The 18,944-nt window shown below is 73.2% G+C and carries 20 protein-coding genes; 14 read left to right on the forward strand and 6 right to left on the reverse strand.

Translation table 11 applies throughout. The annotated features are described in order from the left end of the window. Positions 1–5: 5 nt before the first annotated feature. Positions 6–350: a rodlet layer protein gene (locus ACH5AR_RS05565; protein ID WP_396300095.1), complete on the reverse strand. Its 345-nt coding sequence runs from the start codon at positions 348–350 to the stop codon at positions 6–8. A 299-nt stretch (positions 351–649) separates the two neighbouring features. On the opposite strand from ACH5AR_RS05565, the gene ACH5AR_RS05570 reads away from it, so the two are divergent. Beyond that, positions 650–1,315: a hypothetical protein gene (locus tag ACH5AR_RS05570; protein ID WP_396300096.1), complete on the forward strand. Its 666-nt coding sequence runs from the start codon at positions 650–652 to the stop codon at positions 1,313–1,315. 117 nt (positions 1,316–1,432) lie between these two features. Here ACH5AR_RS05570 and ACH5AR_RS05575 read toward each other — a convergent pair whose 3' ends face one another. The 3 genes from ACH5AR_RS05575 to ACH5AR_RS05585 form a co-directional block, all read right to left on the reverse strand. Next, a complete protein-coding gene (locus tag ACH5AR_RS05575) occupies positions 1,433–1,807 on the reverse strand; it encodes a hypothetical protein (RefSeq protein WP_396300097.1) in 375 nt (124 codons plus the stop codon). Between the two features lie 104 nt (positions 1,808–1,911). Then, a complete protein-coding gene (locus tag ACH5AR_RS05580) occupies positions 1,912–2,175 on the reverse strand; it encodes a chaplin (protein ID WP_396300098.1) in 264 nt (87 codons plus the stop codon). A gap of 111 nt (positions 2,176–2,286) precedes the next feature. Next, a complete protein-coding gene (locus ACH5AR_RS05585) occupies positions 2,287–2,529 on the reverse strand; it encodes a chaplin (protein ID WP_396300099.1) in 243 nt (80 codons plus the stop codon). 493 nt (positions 2,530–3,022) lie between these two features. On the opposite strand from ACH5AR_RS05585, the gene ACH5AR_RS05590 reads away from it, so the two are divergent. The 5 genes from ACH5AR_RS05590 to ACH5AR_RS05610 all read left to right on the forward strand — a co-directional run bounded on the left by ACH5AR_RS05590 (position 3,023) and on the right by ACH5AR_RS05610 (position 8,779). After that, the gene (locus ACH5AR_RS05590) at positions 3,023–3,262 is read left to right on the forward strand and encodes a chaplin (RefSeq protein ID WP_396300100.1); all 240 of its coding nucleotides are present in this window, start codon (positions 3,023–3,025) and stop codon (positions 3,260–3,262) included. A gap of 248 nt (positions 3,263–3,510) precedes the next feature. Beyond that, positions 3,511–5,184, forward strand: coding sequence for an RICIN domain-containing protein (locus ACH5AR_RS05595; RefSeq protein ID WP_396300101.1), 1,674 nt, complete (start codon positions 3,511–3,513; stop codon positions 5,182–5,184). A gap of 212 nt (positions 5,185–5,396) precedes the next feature. Further along, the gene (locus ACH5AR_RS05600) at positions 5,397–6,677 is read left to right on the forward strand and encodes a glycosyltransferase family 39 protein (protein WP_396300102.1); all 1,281 of its coding nucleotides are present in this window, start codon (positions 5,397–5,399) and stop codon (positions 6,675–6,677) included. 62 nt (positions 6,678–6,739) lie between these two features. Then, positions 6,740–7,231: a MarR family winged helix-turn-helix transcriptional regulator gene (locus tag ACH5AR_RS05605; RefSeq protein ID WP_396300103.1), complete on the forward strand. Its 492-nt coding sequence runs from the start codon at positions 6,740–6,742 to the stop codon at positions 7,229–7,231. Positions 7,232–7,336: 105 nt separating this feature from the next. Beyond that, entirely contained in the window at positions 7,337–8,779 is a 1,443-nt protein-coding gene (locus tag ACH5AR_RS05610) for a DHA2 family efflux MFS transporter permease subunit (RefSeq protein WP_396300104.1), read from the forward strand. A gap of 59 nt (positions 8,780–8,838) precedes the next feature. Here the strand turns inward: ACH5AR_RS05610 and ACH5AR_RS05615 are convergent, their stop codons facing one another. After that, positions 8,839–9,321: a hypothetical protein gene (locus ACH5AR_RS05615; protein WP_074004012.1), complete on the reverse strand. Its 483-nt coding sequence runs from the start codon at positions 9,319–9,321 to the stop codon at positions 8,839–8,841. 439 nt (positions 9,322–9,760) lie between these two features. Between ACH5AR_RS05615 and hemL the strand changes: the two genes are divergently transcribed. The 7 genes from hemL to ACH5AR_RS05650 all read left to right on the forward strand — a co-directional run bounded on the left by hemL (position 9,761) and on the right by ACH5AR_RS05650 (position 16,797). Next, positions 9,761–11,089 carry a glutamate-1-semialdehyde 2,1-aminomutase gene (gene hemL, locus ACH5AR_RS05620; RefSeq protein ID WP_396300105.1) on the forward strand — a complete coding sequence of 443 codons (1,329 nt, stop codon included), beginning with the start codon at positions 9,761–9,763 and terminating at the stop codon, positions 11,087–11,089. A 72-nt stretch (positions 11,090–11,161) separates the two neighbouring features. Beyond that, positions 11,162–11,812: a histidine phosphatase family protein gene (locus ACH5AR_RS05625; protein WP_396300361.1), complete on the forward strand. Its 651-nt coding sequence runs from the start codon at positions 11,162–11,164 to the stop codon at positions 11,810–11,812. A 160-nt stretch (positions 11,813–11,972) separates the two neighbouring features. Next, positions 11,973–12,593, forward strand: coding sequence for a TlpA family protein disulfide reductase (locus tag ACH5AR_RS05630; RefSeq protein WP_396300106.1), 621 nt, complete (start codon positions 11,973–11,975; stop codon positions 12,591–12,593). Further along, the gene (locus ACH5AR_RS05635) at positions 12,590–13,363 is read left to right on the forward strand and encodes a cytochrome c biogenesis CcdA family protein (protein WP_396300107.1); all 774 of its coding nucleotides are present in this window, start codon (positions 12,590–12,592) and stop codon (positions 13,361–13,363) included. The genes ACH5AR_RS05630 and ACH5AR_RS05635 overlap by 4 nt, the downstream gene beginning before the upstream one ends. Before the next feature lie 2 nt (positions 13,364–13,365). Next, positions 13,366–15,123, forward strand: a complete 1,758-nt coding sequence (locus tag ACH5AR_RS05640; protein ID WP_396300108.1) for a cytochrome c biogenesis protein ResB — start codon at positions 13,366–13,368, stop codon at positions 15,121–15,123. 3 nt (positions 15,124–15,126) lie between these two features. Continuing rightward, positions 15,127–16,269 carry a c-type cytochrome biogenesis protein CcsB gene (ccsB, locus tag ACH5AR_RS05645; RefSeq protein WP_396300109.1) on the forward strand — a complete coding sequence of 381 codons (1,143 nt, stop codon included), beginning with the start codon at positions 15,127–15,129 and terminating at the stop codon, positions 16,267–16,269. A 123-nt stretch (positions 16,270–16,392) separates the two neighbouring features. Next, positions 16,393–16,797, forward strand: a complete 405-nt coding sequence (locus tag ACH5AR_RS05650) for a hypothetical protein (RefSeq protein WP_396300110.1) — start codon at positions 16,393–16,395, stop codon at positions 16,795–16,797. A gap of 49 nt (positions 16,798–16,846) precedes the next feature. On the opposite strand, the gene ACH5AR_RS05655 is transcribed toward ACH5AR_RS05650, so the two are convergent. Further along, complete coding sequence (locus tag ACH5AR_RS05655; RefSeq protein ID WP_396300111.1) at positions 16,847–17,938, reverse strand: ScbA/BarX family gamma-butyrolactone biosynthesis protein; 1,092 nt, start codon at positions 17,936–17,938, stop codon at positions 16,847–16,849. Between the two features lie 349 nt (positions 17,939–18,287). Here ACH5AR_RS05655 and ACH5AR_RS05660 point away from each other — a divergent pair, with 349 nt between their 5' ends. Further along, positions 18,288–18,932: a ScbR family autoregulator-binding transcription factor gene (locus tag ACH5AR_RS05660; RefSeq protein ID WP_396300112.1), complete on the forward strand. Its 645-nt coding sequence runs from the start codon at positions 18,288–18,290 to the stop codon at positions 18,930–18,932. Positions 18,933–18,944: the final 12 nt, after the last annotated feature.

Below are 18,944 nucleotides of genomic sequence, written 5' to 3' on the forward strand. Positions count from 1 at the left end.
ACCGATCAGCCGATCAGGTGGGACACGCCGCCGTCGCCCTGGCTCTGGGTGCCCTGGCCGACGGTGCAGTACTGCCGACCACCGTTGTTGGCGATCGGGACCTCGACCGGGACGGCCACGCCGAGCACGCCGACGGCGATGTTGTGGATCTCCGGCAGGCAGATGTTCGGGTTGTCCAGGAAGTGGAAGTTCGGGCTGTTGTTCCCGACCGTGCCCGTGAAGTTGGTGCCGCCGTTGCCCTCGATCGAGGCAGCGGCGCCGTCCGCGTCACCGATGGCGGAGGCGGGCGCGGCGGCACCGGCCAGCGCGGCGACGGCCAGGCCGGCGGCGGCCAAGGACTTCTGGATCATGGCGAGATCCCTCTCTGAAATGCTCTTTGGATTCCGTGCGTACGGCGCTGAGAACGCTCAGACCCGGTCTGCAGTCACTGACGTCCAGATCAAAGAACGACGGCACGGAAGGTTACGGGGATTTTTGAAATGAGTCCCGGAGGCGCGACGGCGGCGGTTGGCCGGTCGGATTATTAACCCGAACCGGTTAACCGCCGCAATCCACTTTCCCGGTCACTCGTTGAGCAGGACGCTTTCCGGCTGCGCCCCCGCAGCCCTTCCCAGTGATCCCCTGTTCGGACAGCAGAACGGTGAAAAGCATGAAGTTCTCCAAGCGGGCCGGCGCGATGCTGCTGGCGGTCGGTGCCGGTGTGCTCGCCTCCCCGGGAGCGGCCAGTGTCGCCGCCCCGGTCGGTCTCGACCAGGTCGGCGCCCTGGAGGACGCGCTGGCCACCCAGCAGGTCCCGGCGGACATCCCGCTCGCCCCGCTGGGCAGTCGGCTCACGGCCGGCATCCCGACCTCGCTCGTCATGCCCGCGGTGCCCGACCGGACCACCAGCACCGACGGCGCGCTGCTCCCGGAGCAGGTCCTGCCCCAGCTGGCCACCGGCAAGGTCGGCCCGAGCGCCAAGGCCGACCTCCCGCTCCCGCTGCTCGACCAGGGCGCCGACCTCGGCAGGGTGCTGCTGGAGGCCCCGGCCGCGCCGCTGCACGCCAAGACCCCCGGCCTGACCCTCGGCAAGCCGCTCTCGCTCGCCCAGGACGGCGCCGGCCAGCTCGCCGACGGCCGGCTGAAGGTGGACGAGATCGACCCGCGGCTGGTCTCCGGCGCGGTGCAGGTGATCCCGGGCGCCAAGGCCAGCCTCGGCGGCGACGAGAGCCGGATCTCCCTGACCGACGCCGCGGGCGCCCTGGCCGACACCGCCACGACGACCACCACCACCGTGGTGGGGCAGAGCGGGCTGACCGACCTCGCCCGGCTCTGAGGCTGTCCCGGGCGGCAGAGCCCGGTGTCCCGACCGCGCGGCCGGGGCACCGGGCTCTGCCGCGCCCGCGCTCCGGCGGGCCCGTGGGGCGGGTCCGCCGGACCCGCCCCGGGCGGCTCAGCCCGGCAGGAGGCCGGTCAGCCCGCCGACCAGCGGGAGGTCCTTGACGCCGCCGCCGGCGCTCAGCGGGCCGGTCAGCGTCCCGGTGCCGACGGCGGGCAGGCCCTGGTCCGGCTGGAGGGCCGCGCCGTTGTTGAGGAAGTCGGCCGAGGAGTTCGCCCACGGGTCCAGCCGCAGGCTCTTGATCGGCGCGATGCCGTAGCCGAGGCCGGTGGTCGTCCCGCCGAGCGCCTGGCCGAGGTCGGTCTTGGTCAGCGTGGCCGGACCGGCCGGCGCGGCGGCGGCCTGCGCCGTACCGGCGCCGAGCAGGACCGCGGCGCCCGCGGCGGCGGCCAGGGCGGCCGTGCTCTTCTTCGAAACCATCGTGATCACCCTCCGGTGGATCGGGAGTCCCGGGCGGCTGCCCGGGGACGCCGAACTGCCCCCCGGCCGACTGGTCGGGGGGCAGGACGGCCGGAACGCGTGCCGATCGGCGATCAGCAGTCGTCCGCGGGCGGCGCGTCGACGTTGCCGCAGGCGTTGCCGAACGCCGGGTTCAGCGCGCCGATGAGGTTGATGGAGTTGCCGCACAGGTTGATCGGCACGTGCACCGGGATCTGGATCTGGTTGCCGGAGATGACACCGGGCGAGCCGGCGGCGACGCCCTCGGCGCCCGCGCTGGCGGCGGCGGAGCCCGCCGCGCCCAGCACCAGGCCGGCGGCGGCGGCGGAGAGGACGGCGGCCTTCTTCATGTTCTGCATGGGGGGTTGATCTCCTCGATCACACACGGGTGGAGCGTGCCGTGCCCCGGCGCTGCGGGGCACGGCACGGGCTCGGGTGAATCAGCTGTCGCCGGCGCGGCGAGAGCGGGTTCAGCCCTCGTTGACGCAGGCGTTGCCGAACGCCGGGTTCAGCAGGCCGATGATGTCGATGGTGTTGCCGCACAGGTTGATCGGGATGTGGATCGGCACCTGGATCTGGTTGCCCGAGAGCACGCCGGGCGAGCCGGCGGCGACGCCCTCGGCGCCCGCGCTGGCGAACGCACCGCCGGCGGCGCCGAGCACCAGGCCGCTGGCGGCCAGGGACAGGGCGGCGGCCTTCTTGAAGTTGCGCATGTCATTCCTCCGATTTCTGCCCGACGGAAGGGAAATGTCGGGAGTCGGGCAAGCACGAAATACTCACCCGAAGGCTTCAGGGATTGCCGTGATTGTCACTCGGGCGGCGCACGCCGGCGTGTTCCGCCCGTGGCTCGGGCGTCGCCGCGGCTGCCGGGCCGCATTGCCTCCCGGACGATTCCCGCACGGCCGGGAAAGGTTCGGACGAAAGCGCGACCGACGGAATTCCGGTCGGGCGTTCCGGCACGGGTTGCCGGGCGCCGGGTACGGGAGGCCCGCCGCGCGGGGGGCCGTGGAGACCGGGTTCCGTCAGGGAGAACGAGGCACGCCGCGGGGGGATACGGTCCGGTCCTCCGATCACCCGAATGCCCGGCCTCCGCCGCCGTTGAGCCGGACGGGTGACAGTCCGGGGACCGTCGCAACCGCTCCGGTGGGGTCTCGTTCTAGATGTCGCACTCCCCGTGCATATCTGTCGATCAGTCAGGAGGCTCACATGAGCATCAAGAAGACCGCCGCCGTCGGCGCGGCCGTGGTGGGCATCGTGGCCACCGGTGCCGGTAGCGCGATGGCCAGCGCCGGCGCCCAGGGTGTCGCCGCCGGTTCCCCCGGTGTCGTCTCGGGCAACCAGATCCAGGTCCCGGTGCACGTTCCGGTGAACGTCTGCGGCAACACCATCGACATCATCGGCCTGCTGAACCCGGCGTTCGGCAACAAGTGCGCCAACGTGGGCTGAGTCCGCACACCCGGTTCGGCCGGTGCGAGCCGCCGTTCCGCGCTTCCCTCCTGGGGCGCGGGGCGGCGGCTCTTCGGTGTGCCCAAAGGCCCGTCGGCCCGTCGGGTTCCGCCGGTGTCACGAGTCTTGTTGTGTTACTTGTCAGTTCCTAGAATGTGAGACCTGCTCACCTTTCCTGCTCCTCTCTTGCTCCGCGCCGCTCGGCGCCCCCGCCGGGGCGGCCCCCACCCCCCCGCAAGGAGTCGCGTGTGACCAGGTCCCCCCTGCCGACGGCGCGGCGGCCGCGCACCGGGTCCTCCCGGTGCGCCGCCCTGCTCGCCGCCGGAACCCTGCTCGTCACCCTCGGCCTGGCCGGCGCCCCCACCGCGCTGGCCGACCAGGCCCCGGCCGCGCCCGCGGCCACCCGTCCGGCCGCGATCGTCGCCCTCGGCGACAGCGCCATCTCCGGGGAGGGCGCCGGCACCGACACCGACGACGGCTACTTCCCGGAGACGGACAGCCCCACCAACTACTGCCACCGGCACCCCAAGTCGGAGATCTTCGTCACCGACATCCCCGGGGTCACCCCGATCGACCTGGCCTGCTCCGGCGCCCAGACCGGCGACCTGGTCAGCGACCCGGAGCTGGCCCGGATCACCGGCCCCGGCAGCGGCGACTTCGGCGAGCCCAAGCAGGACGTCAAACTGGCCGAAACGGCCGCGAAGTACGACGTCAAGATGGTCGTCGTGACCATCGGGGCCAACGACGACTTCGACTTCAGCGGCATCATGATGCACTGCCTCGCGCAGTACTTCCCGATCCCCAAGGACCAGGGCTGCCGGGACACCATCGGCAGCGACGAGATCCGCCGGCGCGCCGAGGGCGTCCGGCCCAAGGTCGTCGCGGCGCTCCGGAACATCCGGCAGACCATGCGCCGGGCCGGCTACCCGGACTCCTCGTACCAGCTGGTCTACCAGTCGTACTTCAACCCGATCACCCCGGACATCCGGCGCAACGACTACCTCGGCAAGGTCGCCGACGGCTGCCCGGCCTTCCCCGAGGACCTCGCCTGGGGCCACAACTGGGTGGTGCCCACCCTCAGCGACGCGCTGCGCGGCGCGGCCGAGCAGGTGCCCGGCGTGCGCTACCTGGACCAGCGGCGGGTCGCCTTCGGCCACGAGGTCTGCGCGGAGTGGACGTCCTCCCCGTACGAGTACACCAACGGGGACGTCATCAACCTCGCCGAGTGGGTGCGCAACGGCTGCGACTCGCAGATCGGCATCCCGGGGCTGTGCATGAACATGGTCCGCCAGTCGTACCACCTGCGGGTGGCCGGCTACCGCGGCGAGGGCGTCTGCCTCGGCCAGTTCTTCGCCCGGCCCGAGCTGGCGCAGGCGTACTGCACGCTCAACCAGCAGAACACCACCTCGATCCAGCCGCTCACGCCCGGGCAGCCGTTCGGCGACGTCCCCGAGGACGGCGCCTGGTACCAGCTGACCAACGCGGCCAGCGGCAACGTGCTCGACCTCTCCGGCGGCGGCAGCTACGGCGACTCGACCAACGGCCGGCCCGCGATCACCTATCCGGCGACCGGCGGCCTCAACCAGTCCTTCGTCCTGGAGGCCAAGGCCGGCGGCAGCTTCGAGCTCGACTTCAGCGGCAACCGGAACATGTGCCTGGACGCCGACGCCGCCTCCACCGCCCCCGGCACCCGGATCCAGCAGTGGGGCTGCACCGGCGGCGGCAACCAGCACTGGGTGTTCAAGCCGGCCGGCGACGGCCGCTACCGGATCGCCGACTCCCAGGACCAGAGCAAGGTCCTGGCGCCCGGCGCCACCCTCGACGCCAAGGGCAACCCGTACGTCGAACTCGCCACCGACACCGGCGCCGCCGGCCAGCTCTGGCAGCTCACCAAGCTCGGCATCGTCTACGTCCACGGCTGACCGACCCCGCCCGCAGGCCGCCGCCGCCCCCGCCCGGGCGGCGGCGGCCGCGCGCTGTCCGGCGCGGGCCGTGCGGGGGCGGCCCGGCGCTCCGGGCGCGGTGGACCGGGGGCGCCAGGGGCCTGCGGTCGGGGGCGTGCCGTAGGCTCACGGGAAAATCGCTGCGCCGTAGCCGCGCAAACCACGAGCGGGGCGGGGAGTACCCAGACCAGATGAGCACGGCATCGAGCACCGAGTCGTCCAGTACCCAGCCCGGCGCGCCCGAGGCGGCGCCGGCGCCGGCCGCCGAGGAACGCACCGGCCGCCCACCCGGGAGGTTCGGCGCGCTGGTGGACCGCTTCGGGCCCGCCCTGGGCGCGTACGCGGTGGTCAAGGCGATCGGCGTGACCGTCTTCATGCTGCTGCTCTCGCACACCGGCGACTACCTGACGAAGCAGGCGGGCCGCGGTGGCGCCACCAGGCCCTGGGACGTGCTGGGCACCTGGGACGGCGTCTGGTACCAGCGGATCGCCGAGAACGGGTACGACCCGCAGCTGATCCCGCTGCACGGCTTCCCGCTGGCCACCTACTACGAGAACTCGGCCGCCTTCTTCCCGCTCTACCCCTGGCTGATGCGGCTGGTCGGGGCCGTCACCGGGCTCGGCCCGTACGGCTCCGGGATGGTCGTCTCGGTGATCGCCTCGCTGGTCGCCGCGGCCGGGATCTTCGCGGTCGCCGAGCGGATCGGCGGCTTCCGGGCGGGTGTGATCGCGGCGGTGCTCTGGGGGCTGTTCCCGGGCTCCGGGGTGGAGTGGGCGGTCTACTCGGACTCGCTGTTCGTCGCGCTGTCCGCCTGGGCCTGCTACTGCGTGATGACCCGCCGCTGGCTCTCCGCGGGCCTGCTGACGCTGCTCGCGGGCCTCAACCGGCCGACCGCCGCCGTGCTGATCGCCGCCGTCTCCATCGCCGCGCTGGTCGCGCTGGTCCGCCGCACCGACGGGGTGGCCCGTCCGCTGACCGCGATGCTGATCACCCCCTGGGGCCTGCTCGGCTACGTCGCCTGGGTCGGCTGGAAGATGGGCGACTGGGGCGGCTACTTCAAGCTCCAGCAGGGCGCCTGGAACCGCTACTTCGACGGCGGCGTGTCCACCGTGCGCACGATCCGCGACGTGCTCGCCGGCCACTGGACGTACTGGCAGGCCAACCCCGTCCCGGACCTGATCGCGATCGTCCTGCTGATCGCCCTGCCCGGGCTGCTGGTGCTGCTCTGGCGCAGCCGGCCGCCGCTGGTGCTCTGGCTCTACACCGGGCTGACCCTCGTGACGGCGCTGAGCACCAACCAGATCTTCGGCAACATCTCGCGCTACCTGCTGCCCGCCTTCCCGCTCTGCATCGGCCTGGCGGTGGCGCTGCGCCGGGTGCGGACCTCCTCGCTGGCCGGGCTGCTGGCGATGCCGGTCCTCGCGGCGGGCTGGTACGGGGGCTATGCGCTGTTCGAGTTGGGCATCCCGTAGAGCCGTGTTGGTCAGCAACGGGATCATCCCGGAGCAGACGGGCCGTTGCTAACCTCGGAAGCATGACGACGACCCCGCCGCCCGTGCGCCAGATCCGCGACATCTCCGGGCTGATGGACCACGCGAGCCACGTGCTGGCCACCCGGATGGCGGCCGCCTTCACCGAGCTCGGGATCACCCCGCGCGCCTACTGCGTGCTGTTCCACGCGCAGGAGGCCGAGCGCACCCAGATCCAGCTGGCCGAGCTGGCGGACCTGGACAAGACGACCATGGTGGTCACCGTCGACGAGCTGGAGAAGGCGGGCCTGGCCGAGCGCCGCCCGTCCGCGACCGACCGGCGGGCCCGGATCGTCTCGGTCACCGAAGCGGGCGGACGGGCCGTGGCGCAGGGCACCGCGATCGCCGACCGGGTGCACCGCGAGCTGCTGGAGTCGCTCCCGCAGCCCGAGCGCGAGGTGTTCGTCTCGGCCCTGACGCACCTGGTGGAGGGCCACCTCGCGGAGCCGGTCGAGGTCGAGCGCACCGTCCGCCGCGCCCGCCGGTCCCGGGGGTGACCGCGCCGCCGGGACCGGACCCGATTCTCGTCCCGAGATAGATAGTCCCGAACAAAACGATCTGATAGCGTCCTACCCGGTACTCGACGAACCGGGAGAACCGCCATGACCACGCACGTCCCGGCCGCGCCCCCGACGGCTTCCGCGGCCCCCGCCCGCTCCCGCACCCTCGCCCTCGCGGTGCTCTGTGCGGGCATGCTGATGATCATCCTGGACGGCTCGATCGTCACCGTGGCGCTGCCCGCGATCCAGCGCGACCTGCACTTCTCGCCCGCCGACCTCACCTGGACGGTCAACGCCTACCTGATCGCCTTCGGCGGCCTGCTCCTGCTGGCCGGCCGGCTCGGCGACCTGATCGGCCGCAAGCGGGTGTTCGTCGCCGGGCTCGCCCTCTTCACCGCGGCCTCGCTGCTCTGCGCGGGCGCCACCGGGCAGCAGGCGCTGATCGCCGCCCGCTTCCTCCAGGGCGTCGGCGGCGCGATGGCCTCCGCGGTCAGCCTCGGCATGATCGTCACGCTCTTCCCCGAGCCGGCCGAGCGCGGCCGGGCGATCGGCGCGTTCAGCTTCGTCGGCGCGGCCGGCGCCTCGGTCGGGCAGGTGCTCGGCGGGGTGCTCACCCAGGCCCTCGACTGGCACTGGATCTTCCTGATCAACCTGCCGCTCGGCCTGGCCGCCGTCGTGCTGGCCCTGCGGGTGCTGGAGTCCGACCGCGGCCCCGGCCTGCGGGCCGGGGCGGACGTCCTCGGCGCCGTCCTGGTCACCGCGGCCCTGATGCTCGGCATCTACGCCATCGTGGGCACCGGCGGGCACGGTTGGGCCTCGGCCCGCACCCTCGGCCTCGGCGCGCTCTCGCTCGCCCTGCTGGCCGGCTTCCTGCTCCGCCAGGCCCGGGCCGCGCACCCCCTGCTCCCGCTGCGGATGTTCCGCTCGCGCAACGTCTCCGGCGCCAACGCGGTGCAGGTGCTGATGGTCTCCGCGCTGTTCTCGTTCCAGGTCCTGGTCGCGCTCTACCTCCAGGACGTCCGCGGCTACGGCCCCGCCGCGACCGGCCTGGCGATGCTGCCGGCGGCGCTCGCCATCGGCACCGTCTCGCTCGCGCTCTCCGCCCGGCTGAACGCCCGCTTCGGCGAACGCCCGGTGCTGCTGGCCGGGCTCGCGCTGCTGGTCGGCGCACTGGCCCTGCTGGCCAGGCTGCCCGCGGACGCCCACTACGCCGTCGACCTGCTGCCCACCATGCTGCTCGCGGCCGGCTTCGGGCTGGCGATCTCGGCCCTCACCGCGCTCGGCATGTCGGGCGCCGGGCCGAAGGACGCGGGCACCGCCTCCGGACTGTTCAACACCACCCAGCAGGTCGGCGGCGCGCTCGGGGTCGCCGTCCTCACCACCCTCGCCAACGGCCGCGCCGGGGCGCTGAGGGCCGCCGGGCAGCCCGCCGCCGAGGCGCTCACGGGCGGCTTCCGGCTCGCCTTCGCGGTGGGCGCCGGCCTGCTGACGGCGGCTCTGCTGCTGGCCGCCGCCGTCCTGCGCCCGGCCGCACGGCGGGGCTGACGGGCAATCAATCCGCTGCGCTCCGGCCCGCGTTCACCGCGGCGGGCCGGAGCGCTGCGCTAGGGCCAGACCAGGCAGTACAGCTGGTGCCCGGCCTCGTGCAGCCGGTTGGCGAAGTCCTGCCACTCGTGCAGCATGCTGTAGATCACGAACGCGTCCCGCGGTCCGCGCCGGTCCGGCACGGTGGACCAGATGAAGGCGGCGGCGCCGAGCTCGGTCTCGTCGGCCTTGCGCAGCGGCTCGACCACGTTGTGGGGGAGCTGGACGACGGCGTAGTCGGGGTGCAGGACCACCAGCTCCAGAGGCGGCACCTGGTGCAGCGGGACGCCCTGGATGCCGGTGAGCACCATGGCGCTCATCGTCTCGGGCTTGATCTTGGTGGAGAGGTGGCCGGTGGGGGAGCCGCTGGTCTCCATCAGGTCGCCGAGCCGCCCCAGCGCGCCGAGCTCGCCGGCCTCCAGGCCGAGTCCGCCCGGCCCGAGGGCGGTGGGGACTCTGGCGGCCGTCGCGCGGTCCGGGGCTCCGAAGTACTTGTAGGTCACCCCCACGCGTCCCTCACCCCGCCTCTCACCGCCGCGACGACCACGACCCGTACCCGCTCCCGTACCCCCGCGTGCGGCCTCGGCGGGCCGTCGGGAGCCCCCCGCAGCCTCGTCATAGCCGTCCTGCGCCTCGGACACTCGGACCATCCTCACCGGAATTCGCCGGAATCGACAGACCCCCGCACATCCGGCGCCCACCGGACGTGCTCCTTACCCGTCATGCGCCGCCGTACCCACTCGCGGTACGCGGCAGTCCTCTCCACACCCCTGCACACGGACCGGAAGTCCTGCGCACTGCGTGCACACAGTCTGACTGGTCCCCGGACCGGTGCAGTCAGCGGCCCCTGCTGTACGGACAACCGTACAGACAACGGTGCCCGGATCATCGTTCCAGATGATCGGGTCGGACATGCAGAGCGTGAGGACACGATTTGAGACCATGTCTTTTGTGAGCTACCCCTACGAAGCCCCCCAGTCCCAGTCGCTGTTCGACCGCGCCTCCGTGGTGACGCCCGGCGGCGTGAACTCCCCGGTGCGCGCCTTCCGCGCGGTCGGCGGCACGCCGCGCTTCATGGTGTCCGGCACCGGCCCCTACCTCACCGACGCCGACGGCCGCGAGTACGTCGACCTGGTGTGCTCGTGGGGCCCGATGATCCTCGGCCACGCGCACCCCGCCGTGATCGACGCCGTCCAGCAGGCGGTCTCCCGCGGCACCTCCTTCGGCACCCCCGGCCAGGGCGAGGTCGAGCTGGCCGAGGAGATCGTCTCCCGGGTCGCCCCGGTCGAGCAGGTCCGCCTGGTCTCCTCCGGCACCGAGGCGACGATGTCCGCGATCCGCCTGGCCCGCGGCTTCACCGGCCGGGCGAAGGTCGTGAAGTTCGCCGGCTGCTACCACGGCCACGTGGACGCCCTGCTGGCCGCCGCCGGTTCCGGCGTCGCCACCTTCGGCCTGCCGGACACCCCGGGCGTCACCGGCGCCCAGGCCGGCGACACCATCGTGCTGCCGTACAACGACCTCGCCGCCGTCGAGCAGGCGTTCGCCGCCCACCCCGGCGAGATCGCCTGCGTGATCACCGAGGCCTCGCCCGGCAACATGGGCGTCGTCCCGCCGCTGCCCGGCTTCAACGGCGGCCTGGCCCGGCTCTGCCGCGAGAACGGCGTGCTGTTCATCTCCGACGAGGTGATGACCGGCTTCCGCGTCTCCAAGGCCGGCTGGTACGGCCTGGAGGCGGCGAACGAGGGCTGGGCGCCGGACCTGCTGACCTTCGGCAAGGTCATGGGCGGCGGCTTCCCGGCCGCGGCCTTCGGCGGCCGCGCCGACGTGATGGCCCACCTGGCCCCGGCCGGCCCGGTCTACCAGGCGGGCACCCTGTCCGGGAACCCGGTCGCCACCGCAGCCGGCCTGGCCCAGCTGCGCGGCTGCACCGACGAGGTGTACGCGACGGTGGACCGGGTCGCCGCCGAGGTCGCCGGCCTGGTCACCGACGCGCTCGCCAAGGAGGGCGTGGCCCACCGGCTGCAGACCGCCGGGAACATGTTCTCGGTGTTCTTCACCGAGGCGCCCGTCACCGACTACGACGAGGCCAGGACCCAGGAGGCGTACCGTTTCACCGCCTTCTTCCACGCCATGCTGGCCGAGGGCGTCTACCTGCCGCCGTCCGCCTTCGAGTCCTGGTTCGTCTCGGCGGCCCACGACGAGCGGGCGATCGAGCGGATCGCCGCCGCCCTGCCGGCCGCCGCGCGCGCCGCCGCGGCCGCCACGGCCTGACCGCCGCGACCAGAACCCGATCCCAGGAGTAGTCGAGAAGTGAGCGCTAAAGAGATCACCGTCGTCCACGTGATGCGGCACGGCGAGGTGCACAACCCGGAGGGCGTCCTGTACGGGCGGCTGCCGGACTACCACCTGTCCGAGCTGGGCCGGAAGATGGCCGAGCGGGTCGCCGAGGACCTGGCCGACCGGGACATCACCCACGTGGTGGCCTCCCCGCTGGAGCGGGCCCAGGAGACCGCCGCGCCGATCGCCGAGTCGCACGGCCTGCCCGTCGCGGTGGACGAGCGGCTGATCGAGGCGGAGAACGTCTTCGAGGGCAAGACCTTCGGCGTCGGCGACGGCTCGCTGCGCAACCCGGGCTACTGGAAGTACCTCACCAACCCGTTCAAGCCCTCCTGGGGCGAGCCCTACCTCGGCCAGGCGGTGCGGATGATGGGCGCGATCGGTGCCGCCCGGGACGCCGCGCGCGGGCACGAGGCGGTCTGCGTCAGCCACCAGCTGCCGATCTGGATCCTGCGCTCCTTCGCCGAGCGCCGCCGGCTCTGGCACGACCCGCGCAACCGCCAGTGCTCGCTGGCCTCGCTGACCAGCTTCACCTTCGAGGGCGACCGGATCGTCTCGGTCGGCTACCGCGAGCCGGCCCGCGACCTGCTGCCTGCGCACCTGGTGGGCAAGGGCCGCAAGGGCGACAAGCCGGTGGGCAAGAGCTTCGGCGCGTAGGCCGCGGCCCGGCACACCGACCCGTAAGGGGCGTGTAAGTATGACTTCGGGTCACCCGGCGAAAGCCGGGTGGCCCGATTGCGTCGCAGGTCAGAAGGGGTGCGACGCGCAAGGCAGGGCCCCGGCGAACCTGCCCGGAACTCCATGCGAAACTTTTCACATGTCTGCCATGACGCGCCCCCGTCCCCGTGTCGCCGCAGCAGCCGCCGCCACCGTCGCCGCCGCCGCTGCGCTCGCCCTCACCGGCTGCTCCTCCTCGGGCTCGTCGGGCAGCGGCGAGGGCCAGGTCGGGTTCGTCACGGTCAAGGGCACCAACCTGTCGACGGCGGCCGCCGGCAGCCGCGGGGAGGCGCCGGACATCTCCGGGACGACCCTGGAGGGCACCCCGGCCAAGCTCTCCGACTACCGGGGCAAGGTCGTCGTGCTGAACGTCTGGGGCTCCTGGTGCGGCCCCTGCCGGGCCGAGGCCAAGAGCCTCCAGAGCGTCTCCGAGAAGTACCGGGACCAGGGCGTCCAGTTCCTCGGCATCAACACCCGGGACCCCGAGAAGCAGAACGCCGTCCGCTTCGAGCAGGAGCAGGGCGTCACCTACCCGAGCCTCTTCGACCCGGCCGGCACCCAGCTGCTCAAGTTCCCCAAGGGCAGCCTCAACCCGCAGTCCATCCCGACCACCCTGGTCGTCGACCGGGACGGCAGGCTGGCCGCCCGCGCCGTCGGCGGCACCACCGAGGAGGCGCTGGAGTCGATCCTCCGGCCGGTGGTCGCGGAGCAGAAGCAGTGAGCCTGCCCCAGCAGCTCGCCGACAACACCGGGACCCTCCAGAGCGGAGCGCTGCTGGTGGCCGCGCCGATCGCGCTGCTGGCCGGGCTGGTGTCGTTCTTCTCGCCGTGCGTGCTGCCGCTCGTCCCGGGCTACCTGTCGTACGTGACGGGCTTCTCCGCCGCCGACCTCGCGGACGCGCGCGGCGCCCGGCGCGGCCGGATGCTGCTCGGGGCCTCGCTGTTCATCCTCGGCTTCACCGCCGTGTTCGTCTCGACCGGGGCGCTGTTCGGGCAGTTCGGCGGCACCCTCCAGGAGCACAAGCGGGTCATCTCGATCGTGCTCGGGGCGGTGACGATCGTGATGGGCCTCGCCTTCATGGGCCTCGTCCCCGGGCTGAGCATGCGCGAGGTGCGCTCCCACCGCCGTCCGACGGTCGGACTGCTCGGTGCCCCCCTGCTGGGCGTCGTCTTCGGCGTCGGCTGGACGCCCTGCATCGGCCCGACCCTGGCGACCGTCCAGAACCTGGCGCTCAACCAGGCGGACGCCGCGCGCGGGGCCATGCTGATGACCTTCTACTGCCTGGGCCTCGGCGTACCGTTCATCGTGGCCGCTCTGGCCTTCCGCCGGGCGCTGGGCGCCTTCGGCTGGGTCAAGCGGCACTACCCGCTCGTCATGAGGATCGGCGGCGGCATGCTCGTCGCGGTCGGTCTGCTGCTCGTCACCGGGGTCTGGGACTCGATGATGAGCCAGCTGCAGTCCTGGACCGCCGACTTCCAGATCGGAATCTGACCGTGAGCAACACCACGACCGAGACCGAGCAGCCGCCGGCACCCGACGACGGCGCCGCCGAGCGGCTCAGCACCGCGCCGGTCGAGTCCGACGGCCCCACCGGCATAGGGGCGTTCGGCTGGGCGCGCTGGATGTGGCGCCAGCTGACCTCGATGCGGGTCGCCCTGATCCTGCTCTTCCTGCTGTCGCTGGCCGCCATCCCCGGCTCGCTGATCCCGCAGTACCAGAACGGCCAGGGCCAGCTGAAGGTCGAGGCCTGGAAGGCGCAGCACACCACCGTCGCGCCGGTCTACGAGAAGCTCCAGCTGTTCGACGTCTACAGCTCGGTCTGGTTCTCCGCGATCTACATCCTGCTGTTCGTCTCGCTGGCCGGCTGCATCGTCCCGCGCACCTGGCAGTTCGTCGGCGTGCTGCGCTCCCAGCCGCCGGCCGCCCCGCGCAACCTGACCCGGATGCCGGTGCACGCGGCCTGGCGCACCGAGGCGGACGCCGACGCGGTGAACGAAGCCGCGCACCGGCTGCTGCGCAAGCGCGGCTTCCGCGCCCACCTGTCCGGCGGCGCGGTGGCGGCCGAGAAGGGCTACCTGCGCGAGGTCGGCAACCTGCTGTTCCACCTGTCGCTGTTCGCGCTGCTCGGCGGCTTCGCCTGGGCCAGCCTGGCCTCGGGCACCGGCGGCAAGCTGATGGTGGAGGGCGAGGGCTACTCCAACACCATCACCCAGCTCGACGACTTCAACGGCACCCGCTTCTACGGCACCCAGGACCTCGACCCCTTCTACCTGAAGCTGGACGGCTTCACGTCGAAGTTCCAGACCAAGGGCGACCAGATCGGTGCCGCCCGGCAGTTCACCGCGAACGTCGAGTACTACGAGGGCAGCGACGAGTCGAAGCTGAAGAAGTCGACGATCGAGGTCAACCACCCGCTGGAGATCGGCGGCAGCAAGGTCTACCTGATCGGCCACGGCTACGCCCCGTTCGTCACCGTCAGGAACGGCAAGGGCGACGTCGTCTACCAGGGCGCCGTCCCGTTCCTGCCGCAGGACGGCAACCTCACCTCCACCGGCGTCGTGAAGGTCTCCGACTACGGCGTGGGCCCCGACGGCAACCGGACCCAGATGGGCTTCTCCGGCTTCTTCCTGCCGACCGCCCCGCTGAGCTTCGAGGGCACCGGCCCGGTCTCGCTCTTCCCCGGCGACGCCGCCCCCGAGCTGGTGCTGAACGCCTTCGCGGGGGACCTCGGCACCGACTCGGGCCTGCCGCAGAACGTCTACCAGCTCAACACCCGCAAGCTCACCCAGCTCACCCAGGACGGCCAGCCCGCCAAGGCCCGGCTCAAGCCCGGCGAGGCCTGGGCGCTCCCGGACGGCTACGGCTCCGTCACCTTCGAGGGCTACAAGCAGTGGGCCAGCTTCAACGTCTCGCACCGCCCGGGCAACGCGATCGCCCTCACCGGCGGCGTGCTCGCGATCCTCGGCCTGGTCGGCTCGCTGTTCCTCCAGCGCCGCCGGATCTGGGTGCGGGCGGTCGCCCTGCCCGGCGGCGGCACCCAGGTGGAGCTGGCCGGCCTGGCCCGCAGCGAGTCGGCGAGGATCGCCGAGGAGCTGGCGGAGCTCGCGGTCGACCTCCAGGACGACGCCCCGGCCCGCGCGGACGAGGACGACGACACCGAGACGGACGTACCCGAGGAGACCGGGGCACCCACGGCCCCGGAGGCGTCCTCGGCCCCCGCAGTCCCTGCCGACCAGAACGCCAAGGAGTAGACGGTGCAACTCGCCTCGGCGGTCGACCCCCAGCTGGCCGACCTCTCCAACAAGCTGATCTATTCGGCGATGGTGGTCTACACCCTCGCCATGTTCGCCCACATGATCGAGTGGACCTTCGGCAGCAAGGGCGCCGTCGCCGTCCGCTCGAAGGAGCAGGCGGGCAGCCTCGCCGACACCGTCGCCGAGGCCGGGCGGCCGGCCGCGAAGAAGGGCGCCAAGAAGGTCACCGTCACCGTGGCGGGGGCCGGCGGCGGCACCACCACGCTCACCCGCACCGCGGTCGCGGGCGAGGGCGCGACGGTGGTCACCAGCGGGCGCGGCGCCGAGGAGGAGGACGGCCCGGGCGCGGCCGGCACCAGCCAGCGGGCCGACCTGGCCGGCCGGATCGCCGTCTCGCTGACCGTGCTCGGCGCGCTGCTGCACGCGGGCGGGATCGTCACCCGCGGCCTGTCGGTCTCCCGCTGGCCGTGGGGCAACATGTACGAGTTCTCGTGCGCCTTCGCCTTCGCCATGACGGCGGCCTACCTGGTGCTGCTGGCGAGCAGGAAGAACGTCCGCTGGCTCGGCCTGCCGGTCGTCCTCGCGGGGCTGCTGACCCTCGGCATCGCCACCACGGTGCTGTACACCGACTCGGAGCAGCTCGTCCCGGCGCTGCACTCGCCCTGGCTGGCGATCCACGTCTCCACCGCGATCTTCTGCGGCGGCGCCTTCTACGCGGCGTTCATCGCCACGCTGCTGTACCTCGGCAAGGACTCCTTCGACAAGCGGACGGCGGCCGGCCTGACCACCGGTCCGCTGGGCACCTCGGCCTCGATCTGGCGCCGGCTGCCCGCCGCGTCCACCTTCGACAAGCTGTCCTACCGGATCAACGCCCTGGTCTTCCCGCTGTGGACGTTCACCATCATCGCGGGCGCGATCTGGGCCGAGGCGGCCTGGGGCAAGTACTGGGAGTGGGACCCGAAGGAGACCTGGTCGTTCATCACCTGGGTCGCCTACGCCTGCTACCTGCACGCCCGCGCGACGGCCGGCTGGAAGGGCCGCAAGGCCGCCTACCTGGCGCTGGCGGCGTTCGCCTGCTGGCTCTTCAACTACTACGGAGTGAACATCTTCGTCACCGGAAAGCACTCCTACGCGGGGATCTGACCGGGGCACACGACCACCCACCGGCCCGGCTCTCTCCCACAGGTAGCCGGGCCGAGGTGCGACAGGGGTAGTGCGTGCCGGCCGCCGGTCGGTGCGAGAGGGAATTGAGGAGGAAATCGCGCAATGGAGTGCGACGAGGTCATGCTGACCGTCCGAATCACCGCCGCCGAGCGCATGCTGCTCCGCAGGCTCGCCCAGGGACACCGGAGCGACGTGTCCGAGGTGGTGTCCGACGCCTTGCTGGACATCATCCCGACGCTCAGCGCGCCCGGGGACGCCTACCGGCTGCTGGGGGCGCTGGCGGTGCCCGCGCCGTGCGCCCTGACGGTCTGGCTGCCCACGGCGCTGGCCGACCTGCTGGTGCCCGGGGCGGCGAGGATCGCGCAGATCACCGACGTCCGGATCGAGTCGGCCAGCGCCGCCCTGGGCGCGGCGCTGCGGCTCTGGCTGGCCCAGGACCCGGCCCGGCTGGCGACCAACCTCAGCGTGATGCACGCGGGCCGGCCGGCCGCCCTGGTGGCGGCCTGAGCGGCCCCGGCGCCGCGCAGCACCCGGCAGCGCCCGGTGAGGGCGGGTCCTAGCTGGCCAGCGGCAGCCGGGTGCCGCCGAGGCCCGGTGCGGCGGGACGGCCGTCGTAGGCGTCCCGCCGCACCGGCACCGTCGGGCCCTCGGCCGGTCCGTCCAACGGGGCGGTGAGCAGCAGGCACTCGGCCGCCGTACGGCCGTCCTGGAGCAGCTGGACCCGCACCGCGAGCCGGCCGCCCGCCGCCCCCGCCCGGGCGGTCGGCTCGGGGACGGCCCGGACGAAGCACGGCCGGTCCAGTTCGATGTAGCGGTCGAAGGAGGTGACCAGCTCGACCGGCACCACCGGGACGGGGTGGCGCAGCCGCTGGGCGGCCTGCCGGGCGGCCTCCAGCACCAGCATCCCCGGCACGTGGTCCAGCTCGTGGTCGAACAGCACCGGGTGGGTGGTGTCGGTGCGCAGCAGCCAGGTGTCCGGTGCCAGGGTCGGGCCGAGCACCACGTCCGCGGGCTGCGCGCGGCCGACCAGCTCGGGTGCGGCGGGCGCCGGGGGGCGCGGGGGCGCGGTGCGCCGCCCGGGGCCGCGCAGCCGGGCGTACGAGGCGGGGGAGAGCACCCGCAGCCGGCCGCTGCCGCGGCCGACCGGCCGGCCCTCCCGGGTGGCGTCGACGCACACCCGCAGCGAGGACAGCTCGCCGTGCCGCATCCGGACGTCCTCGCAGCCGACGGCCAGCATCAGCGAGGCGGGGCCGGTGGTGACGGCCAGGCCGGGCAGTCCGGTGCCGTCGAGCGCGTAGGAGAGGTCCTCCATCACGAAGTGGTGGCCGCGCGGCACCCCGAACCCGGCGTGCCCGACCAGCAGTCCGGCCTGCCGGATCGTCTCGGCCAGCAGCACCGGGTCGTGGTAGCGGTCCCCGGGGAGCCGGTAGAAGCCGTGCAGCCGGGGCCACTGGGCGCCGAGCAGGAAGTCGTGGGGGCCGGTGGCCTGCCAGCCGGTGAGGAACACCTCGGACACCGAGGCGCGGTGCACCAGGTGCCGGGAGACGGTCCGGTCGTGGAAGTCGTAGCCGGTGGCGGGGCCGCCGCCGGAGGGCGGGCCGGGGTGGGCGTACGGGCCGTGGGGGTCCGGCTCTACGATCGATGGCATGACGGGCCCCCGCTTCAGGGTGTCGGTCGGAACGGCCGCCACGGCCGCCCGAGCAGAACATACATACCACCCGGTTTGTCTTCGGCGACTGGGGTGCCCAGGCCGAAGGCTCCGGCCCGACCACGCTACCCGCCCCCTGGGCTGGGCGAATGCCTGTTCGGGAGGCTCCGGACCATCGGTGGGGGCCCGTCCCCGCTGGACGGCGGGGGCGAAGCAGGCGCTAGATTAGATACCAACCATGCGGTTTCGGAACGCTCCGTCCGCATGCGAGCGCCGCCCCCGCAGGGGCCGCGCCGACAGCAGCCGGGTGAGGCGGGGATCGCGCCCGGGCCGAGTCCGGGGGGAACCAGTGGTCAAGCAGGAACGGGCCGGGCGGACCCGGCAGGCCGTACTGCTCGCCGCCGCGGAGGCCTTCGCCCGGGTGGGGTTCGAGGCCGCCAGCCTGGTCGACATCAGCCGCCGGGCCGGGGTGAGCAAGGGCGCCCTCTACTTCCACTTCGTGTCCAAGCAGGCCCTCGCCGACGGGGTGCGCCGCGCCTCCGGACGGGAGGTCGGCTCGGCCGCGCTGCGGGCCCTGCGGGCCGAGGGCCCGGCCCTCCAGGGCCTGATCGACTTCTCGCACGAGCTGGCCCGGATGCTGCGCGAGGACGTGGTGGTGCGGGCCGGCGTCCGGCTCGGCCGCCGGGGCCCGGTCCGGGAGGGTGCGCGGGGCGGGCCCGCCGGGGCGGCGGCCCCGGTGCCCCCCGACGCCGCCTGGCGCAGCCTGACCGCCGTCGTCCACCGGCTGCTGGACCGCGCTGCCGAGGCCGGCGAGCTGCTCCCGGAGGTGGACCGGCGGGCCGCCGCCGAGCTGCTCACCGCGGTGGCGGCCGGCCAGGTGCTGCTCGCGGGCGAGGAGACCGGCCGGCCCGGGCCGGAGGCGGTGAGCCGGCTCTGGACGGCGGCGCTGCCCGCCCTGGTGGCGGCGGAGCACCGGGCGGACTACCGGGTCTGACCGGGCCCGGGC

Source organism: Kitasatospora sp. NPDC018619 (genome assembly GCF_044391605.1).
GTDB lineage: Bacteria > Actinomycetota > Actinomycetes > Streptomycetales > Streptomycetaceae > Kitasatospora.